At 76.4% G+C, this 5,330-nt stretch carries 7 protein-coding genes and 1 pseudogene; all 8 read right to left on the bottom strand.

From position 1 onward, the window contains the following. Nucleotides 1-100: 100 nt before the first annotated feature. Nucleotides 101-1,171, bottom strand: coding sequence for an alpha/beta hydrolase (locus ACFXGA_RS39495; RefSeq protein WP_378098103.1), 1,071 nt, complete (start codon nucleotides 1,169-1,171; stop codon nucleotides 101-103). Further along, nucleotides 1,171-2,286, bottom strand: a complete 1,116-nt coding sequence (locus ACFXGA_RS39490) for a serine hydrolase domain-containing protein (protein ID WP_378098100.1) — start codon at nucleotides 2,284-2,286, stop codon at nucleotides 1,171-1,173. Before ACFXGA_RS39490 ends, ACFXGA_RS39495 begins: the two co-directional genes overlap by 1 nt. Continuing rightward, complete coding sequence (locus ACFXGA_RS39485) at nucleotides 2,283-3,317, bottom strand: hypothetical protein (protein WP_378098097.1); 1,035 nt, start codon at nucleotides 3,315-3,317, stop codon at nucleotides 2,283-2,285. The genes ACFXGA_RS39490 and ACFXGA_RS39485 overlap by 4 nt, the downstream gene beginning before the upstream one ends. Beyond that, entirely contained in the window at nucleotides 3,311-3,631 is a 321-nt protein-coding gene (locus ACFXGA_RS39480) for a WXG100 family type VII secretion target (protein WP_378098094.1), read from the bottom strand. Before ACFXGA_RS39480 ends, ACFXGA_RS39485 begins: the two co-directional genes overlap by 7 nt. Then, nucleotides 3,628-3,975 (bottom strand): YbaB/EbfC family nucleoid-associated protein, encoded by a 348-nt coding sequence (locus ACFXGA_RS39475; RefSeq protein ID WP_378098091.1) that lies wholly within the window; start codon nucleotides 3,973-3,975, stop codon nucleotides 3,628-3,630. The genes ACFXGA_RS39480 and ACFXGA_RS39475 overlap by 4 nt, the downstream gene beginning before the upstream one ends. Before the next feature lie 44 nt (nucleotides 3,976-4,019). Then, complete coding sequence (locus ACFXGA_RS39470; RefSeq protein WP_378098088.1) at nucleotides 4,020-4,817, bottom strand: ESX secretion-associated protein EspG; 798 nt, start codon at nucleotides 4,815-4,817, stop codon at nucleotides 4,020-4,022. Continuing rightward, nucleotides 4,814-5,149: a hypothetical protein gene (locus tag ACFXGA_RS39465; RefSeq protein WP_378098085.1), complete on the bottom strand. Its 336-nt coding sequence runs from the start codon at nucleotides 5,147-5,149 to the stop codon at nucleotides 4,814-4,816. Before ACFXGA_RS39465 ends, ACFXGA_RS39470 begins: the two co-directional genes overlap by 4 nt. Next, nucleotides 5,146-5,330, bottom strand: a pseudogene (locus tag ACFXGA_RS39460) (hypothetical protein); the annotation flags it as partial. The gene ACFXGA_RS39465 and the pseudogene ACFXGA_RS39460, both read right to left, overlap by 4 nt.

Genomic DNA, 5,330 nt, shown 5'->3' with positions numbered 1-5,330 from the left:
CTCTTCTGGTCGTTCGGCGCCCCCCCCCCCCCCCCCTCCGGCTCCCCCCCCCGGGGGCGCGCCGGCCCGCGGGGGGGCCCCCCCCCCCCGACGCGGTGCGTCACGGGTGGGTCAGCCTGTCCCTGATCAGCGACACGAAGTGGTGCATGTCGGCGAGCAGGCACGGCAGCTGCGCGTGCTTGCCGGTGCAGCCCTCCGCCCAGCCGCTGCCGTCGCCGTAGTCGACGAACGTGTGCGGGATGCCCGCGGCGACGAGGTGGTCCCGGGTGACGATGTTCGTCGCCCAGGCCCGGTTCTCGATCACGGCCTGGACCGGGTCCTCGGTGAGGTCGCCGCCGTCGCCGGTGTAGAGCGCGACGCCCATGCCGCGCAGCGGGGCGACGTGCTGGGCCGGGCTCTCCCGGTTCCACACGCCGTCCAGCGGCCAGATCGGCGGGCCGAAGATCGACTCCAGCGGGACCGTCGGCGTGCCGCTGCCCGGCGACTGGGTGGAGGCGACCACCGCCAGCCGCTGTTCCTGGCTGAGCAGGTCCAGGCCGCCGGAGAAGCTGCCGACGTAGGCGAACAGGTCCGGTCGGTGCTCGGCGTAGTGGAACGCGCCGAAGCCGCCCATCGAGTGCCCGGAGATCGCCCGGCCGTCCCGGGTGGGGACGGTCCGCAGGTTCGCGTCGATGAACGGGATCACCTGGTCCAGGTGGAAGGTCTCCCAGTCCTGCGGCCCGAGCGCGGCGGGCGGGTTCACCCAGTTCGAGTACCAGCCGCGGCCGGAGCCGTTGGGCGCGACCGTGATCAGCGGGACGCCGACCGTGGTGTCCTCGAACAGCCGCTGGTTCGCGACCGTGTTCGGGCGGTCCGGGTGGCCGTGCAGGTGGTACTGCACCGGGTAGCGCGTGGCGGCGGCCTGGTCGTAGCCCGAGGGCAGGGTGACCATGATCGCGTGCTCGCCGGAGACCTGGCCCGGCAGCACGGAGTACGCGGGCACGTGGGCGGTGCGCACGGTGAACACGAAGGTGCGCCGGTTGTCGTCCACCCACGCGGGCCGGCCGACGACGGTCAGCCCGTGCGCGTCGGCGAACACCGGCGGCGCGCCCTGGGCGGACGCGGGTCCGGCCGGCACGGACAGCGCGCCGAGGACGGCGAGCACGACGGCGGCAGCGGTGGGTCGCCGCATCACGCCCTCCCCTCGCACAGCGCGGAGTCCAGCACCTCGATCGACAGCGGCCGCGAGCTGAGCACGTCGCCGTTGGTGACCAGCGCCGCGAACCGGCCGTCGTCGGTGAGCAGGGTGACCGAGTAGTGCCCGGTGGGCAGCGCGCCGTTGTGGCCCCACGCCACGCCGCCGCACGACAGCGGCACCCTGGCCAGGGCGAGGCCGTAGGAGTGGTCGGGCGCGACGGTGCGCCGCATCTCCGCGAGCGCCGCCGGGGACACGACCCGGCCGTCCAGCAGCGCCCGGTAGAACGTCACCAGGTCGTCCATCGTGGACGCCATCGCGCCGGCGGTGCTCCAGAAGGACAGCTCGGTGCCGGTGGTGGCGTCGATCCAGAAGAAGAACGGGCCGAGGCGACCGCCCTGGTAGCCGGGCAGGTACGGGTCGGCCAGGGCGCGGGAGCCCGGCGCGGGGAACGACGTGGCGGTCAGCCCGAGCGGCGTGATGACCCGTTCGGTGATCGCGTCGCGGACCGGGCGGCCGGTGAGCCGTTCGACCAGCAGGCCCAGCACCAGGTAGGCCACGTTGGAGTACCCGAGGCCGGCGCCGGGCGCGAACTGCGGCGGCTCGTCCATGGCGGATCGGACCAGCTCGGCCAGGGCGTAGGTGCCGTCCGGGTTCGCGGCGGCGTCGCGCACGTCCCGCACCAGCCCGCTGGTGTGCTGCATGAGCTGGCGCACCGTGATGACGTCGCCGTCGTAGTTGCCGGTGACCACGCCGGGCAGGTAGCGGCCGATCGGCGCGTCCAGCGCGACGAGGCCCTCGTCCACGAGCTGGAGGACGACCGCGGCGGTGAAGGTCTTCGTCTGGCTGCCGATGCGGAAGTGGTCGGTCGCCGTGAGGGGGCGGTTCTGGCCGACCCGGGCGGTGCCGGTGCTCAACGTCCAGGTGCCGTCGGCCCCGCCCGCGAACACGGCCGCGCCCGGTCCGGCCTGGGCCTGGTAGCGGTCGAGCACGGCCTTGGTGGCGGCGTGGTCGTCCGGCGCGGCGACCGCGGGCGCGGTGGTCCCGGCCGCCAGGGCGAGGACGACGCTGCCGGCGACGCCGGTGAACCAGCGACGGGTCGTGCGGTTCATGCGGACTCCTCCGGGGTGGTGGGGTGCACGGCGACGGGTTGCGGTGTGGTGGAGGCCGCGGCGCTGGGTTGCGCCGGGGTGCGTTCGGGTTGTGCGGCAGCCGGCTGACCGGTGCCGAGCCGCGCCGGAGCGGTTCCCACGGTGGCGGGCCGACCGGCGGCGGTCGGTTGGGCCGTGGCGGGCAGGTCGGTCGCCTTGTCGGTCGCCTCGGGCGTCGCGGGGTCCACCGGTTCGCCGGTCGAGCCGCCCGTCCGGCTCTGCTCGCCGATGAACTTCACGACCTCCTTGACCACCTTGAGCACGCCGAGCGCGCCTTCGACCAGCTTGATCAGGTTCTCGCCGCTGGTCAGCAGCTCCGCCAGCTTGGCCGCGATCCGGCCCGCGTAGTCGACCGCGATCTCCACGCACCGCGGAATCGCCACGGCCAGGCTGTGCCCGAACGTGGCCGGCGCGGCGGCCAGCGCCTCGGTGATGACGGGCGTGATCTTGGCGACCGCCTCGGCGACGTGCCCGGTGACGGCGGCGACCACCTTGGCCACCATCTCGCCGGCCGCGATCAGGGCCTTGGCCGAGGTCAGCGAGGTCTCCGCGATCGACAGGACGCCGTCGGCCAGCTCCGTGCCCGCCTTGACGTAGTCCGACGCGGCCCGGCCGGACCACCCGCTGGTCTCCGCGCCGACGGTGGACCGGTAGTCGTCGGCGACGGACGTCGCCTCGCGGCCCGCCGCGGCGAACTCGGCCGCGCCGGCGGAGACCGCGTCCGGGTCGCCGCGCAACCGGTCCAGCGGCTCCTCCAGGAACGAGATCATCGGGGTCAGGAACCCGACGCCGGCGCTGTCCAGCGCCGACAGCGGCCGCTCGGACGAGGTCAACGCGGTCAGCGGCGCGTCCGGGTCGCCGGCCAGCCCGCCGGCCAGCCACTCCTCGCCCTCCACGGCGGCGCCGGCGGCGCGCAGCTCCGCGAGCAGCGCGGCGATCCGCCCCACGTCCGGCGTCCCCGCGGCGTCGGGCCGGGGCAGTGTCGTCACCACCGGGTGCTCCCTTCGATCCCGGCCAGGCCGGCCGCGTTGTCGTCGTCGGTGCGCTGGTACTGCTCGGCCGCCTGCCGCAGGCCGTCGCCCACCCGGTCCACGGCGGCGGCGACCTGGCCGAACGCGTCCAGCGTGGTCGCCATCGCGCCGCCGAGGCCGGCGGCGAGGAACCCGGCGAACGAGCCGAGCGCCCCCTCGCCCAGCGCGTCCGGCAGCCGCGCGCCCGTCGTGGCGAGCCGGTCGGCGTGGCCCGCGAGCCTGCCCGCGTGCGCGCGCAACTGCTCCGGGTCGGCGGTGAAGTCGCCCGCGGTCATCGCCGGACCTCCGCGGGCAGGTGCTCGGTGACCCGCGCCGTCGCCTCGCCCTCGCCGAGGTAGCCGGCCATCACCTCGGCCATCCGCGCGCCGGCCAGCCGTTGCGCCTCGCGGGCGGTGGCGACGATGAGCACCGACAGCGCGTCCGCCTCCAGCCGACGTGCCGCCGGGGTCAGCGTGACGTCGTCCAGCGCCCCGCCGGCGTTCACCGTCACGGTGACCTCACCGCGCGGCGAGGTCGCGGTCGCGCCGACCTCCCGCAGGCTCGCGCTCGCCGACCGGGCGGCGTGCGCCGCGCGTTCGAGGCGCTGCCGGTAGTCCGCCAGCCACTGGGTCGCATCCATGGTCCTCCCCTTCCCTGGTTCCACTCCGTGATCCACCCGACCGGTCACGCGCGGGCGACCGTCGCGATCTCGCCCAGCACGCGCAGCAGGTCGTCGTGCCGCAACGGGTTGACGCTCAGCCAGCCCGTGTCGCCGCGGTCCACCCGCACCCGACCCCGCGCGCCGTCCAGCCAGGACAGCTCGTGCGGCCGGCTGACCGCGTCGCCGGACCGCCGGACGACGCCGAGCTGCCCCTGGCCGGTCACCGCCGGGAGCAGGGCGACGAGCCGGTCGACCACGGCCTCGTCGCCGCCACACGCGCGGACGAGCCGCCGCGCCCGGCGCGTGCCGACCGGGTCGTCCGAGCGGTCGTCGAGCAGCCGGGACGCGCCTTCCACGACGCCGGGCGGCACCGTGATCGGCAGGGTCGCCGCCGCCCTGACGCCGGGGATCAGCGGCGCCAGCCGGTCGCCCAGCCCGGTCGCCGGCACCGCCGTCACCCGCACCGGGCTCCCCCGCCCGTCGCCCCACGACTGGCGGCACACCACCGCGCGGTCCCCGTGCACCATCGCCACCGCGCCGGTCACGCCGCCCGCGCCGATCACCACCAGGTCGACCGCGCCCCGGTGCTCCCGCAGGGCGGTGACCAGCTCCGCCGCCACGCCGACCGGCCCGTCCCCGGTGGCCAGGCCGCGGGCGCACAGCGCGTGCCCGGCGGCGGCCAGCACCGCGTCCCGCTCGTGGGCGAACCGGCCGAACGACGGCACCCGCAGCGGGAACGGGAACGCGACGCCGGCGTGGGTGGCCAGCAGGTCCAGCTCGACGGGTGCGAAGACCACCTCGTGCGCCACGGCGGCGGTCACGACGCGGCCTCCCGCGCTCCGGCGGCCCGCACCGCGGACTCCGCGTCGGCGTCCACGGCGGTGTAGGTCGCCCGCGCGTCGGCGAGCAGCCGGCGGAACGCCTCCACCTCGCGTCGCGTCGCGCTCAGCTCGCCGGCCAGGCCGGTCTCCCCCGCCGCCGCGCGCAGCCGCGCCGCCAGCTCCACCGCCGGTGGCGCGGTGCCGAGCCTCGGCTGTCGTTCGGCCAACGCGCCCACGGCCGCCACCAGGTCGTCGGTCAGGTCGCCCAGCCTCGTCAACGTCGTGATCCGGTCCTGGATCAGGTCCGGCTCGACGCGGTAGCCCCCGCTCACGGCTGCTCCCCCGTCGTGTGGCCGATGACCGGCGGGCTGACCGGCAGGTCCACCGCGAACAGCCCGTGGTCCACGGTCGGCATCCGGTTCTCGTGCGGTTCGTCGTCGTCGCGGCGGCTGCCCGCGACCGGTGCGGCCACCGCCGCCTGCCCGGTGTTGCGGGCCGCGGCCGGCTCGGCGG

It is taken from the genome of Actinosynnema sp. NPDC059335, assembly GCF_042752395.1.
In the GTDB taxonomy this organism is placed as follows: Bacteria; Actinomycetota; Actinomycetes; order Mycobacteriales; family Pseudonocardiaceae; genus Actinosynnema.
This window is presented reverse-complemented; position numbering and strand designations above follow the sequence as displayed.

What these genes read in the sequence shown, in the direction of transcription:
- ACFXGA_RS39495 (WP_378098103.1), bottom strand. Translation starts at nt 1,171, where the DNA reads ATGCGGCGACCCACCGCTGCCGCCGTCGTGCTCGCCGTCCTCGGCGCG.
- ACFXGA_RS39490 (WP_378098100.1), bottom strand. Translation starts at nt 2,286, where the DNA reads ATGAACCGCACGACCCGTCGCTGGTTCACCGGCGTCGCCGGCAGCGTC.
- ACFXGA_RS39480 (WP_378098094.1), bottom strand. Translation starts at nt 3,631, where the DNA reads ATGACCGCGGGCGACTTCACCGCCGACCCGGAGCAGTTGCGCGCGCAC.
- ACFXGA_RS39475 (WP_378098091.1), bottom strand. Translation starts at nt 3,975, where the DNA reads ATGGATGCGACCCAGTGGCTGGCGGACTACCGGCAGCGCCTCGAACGC.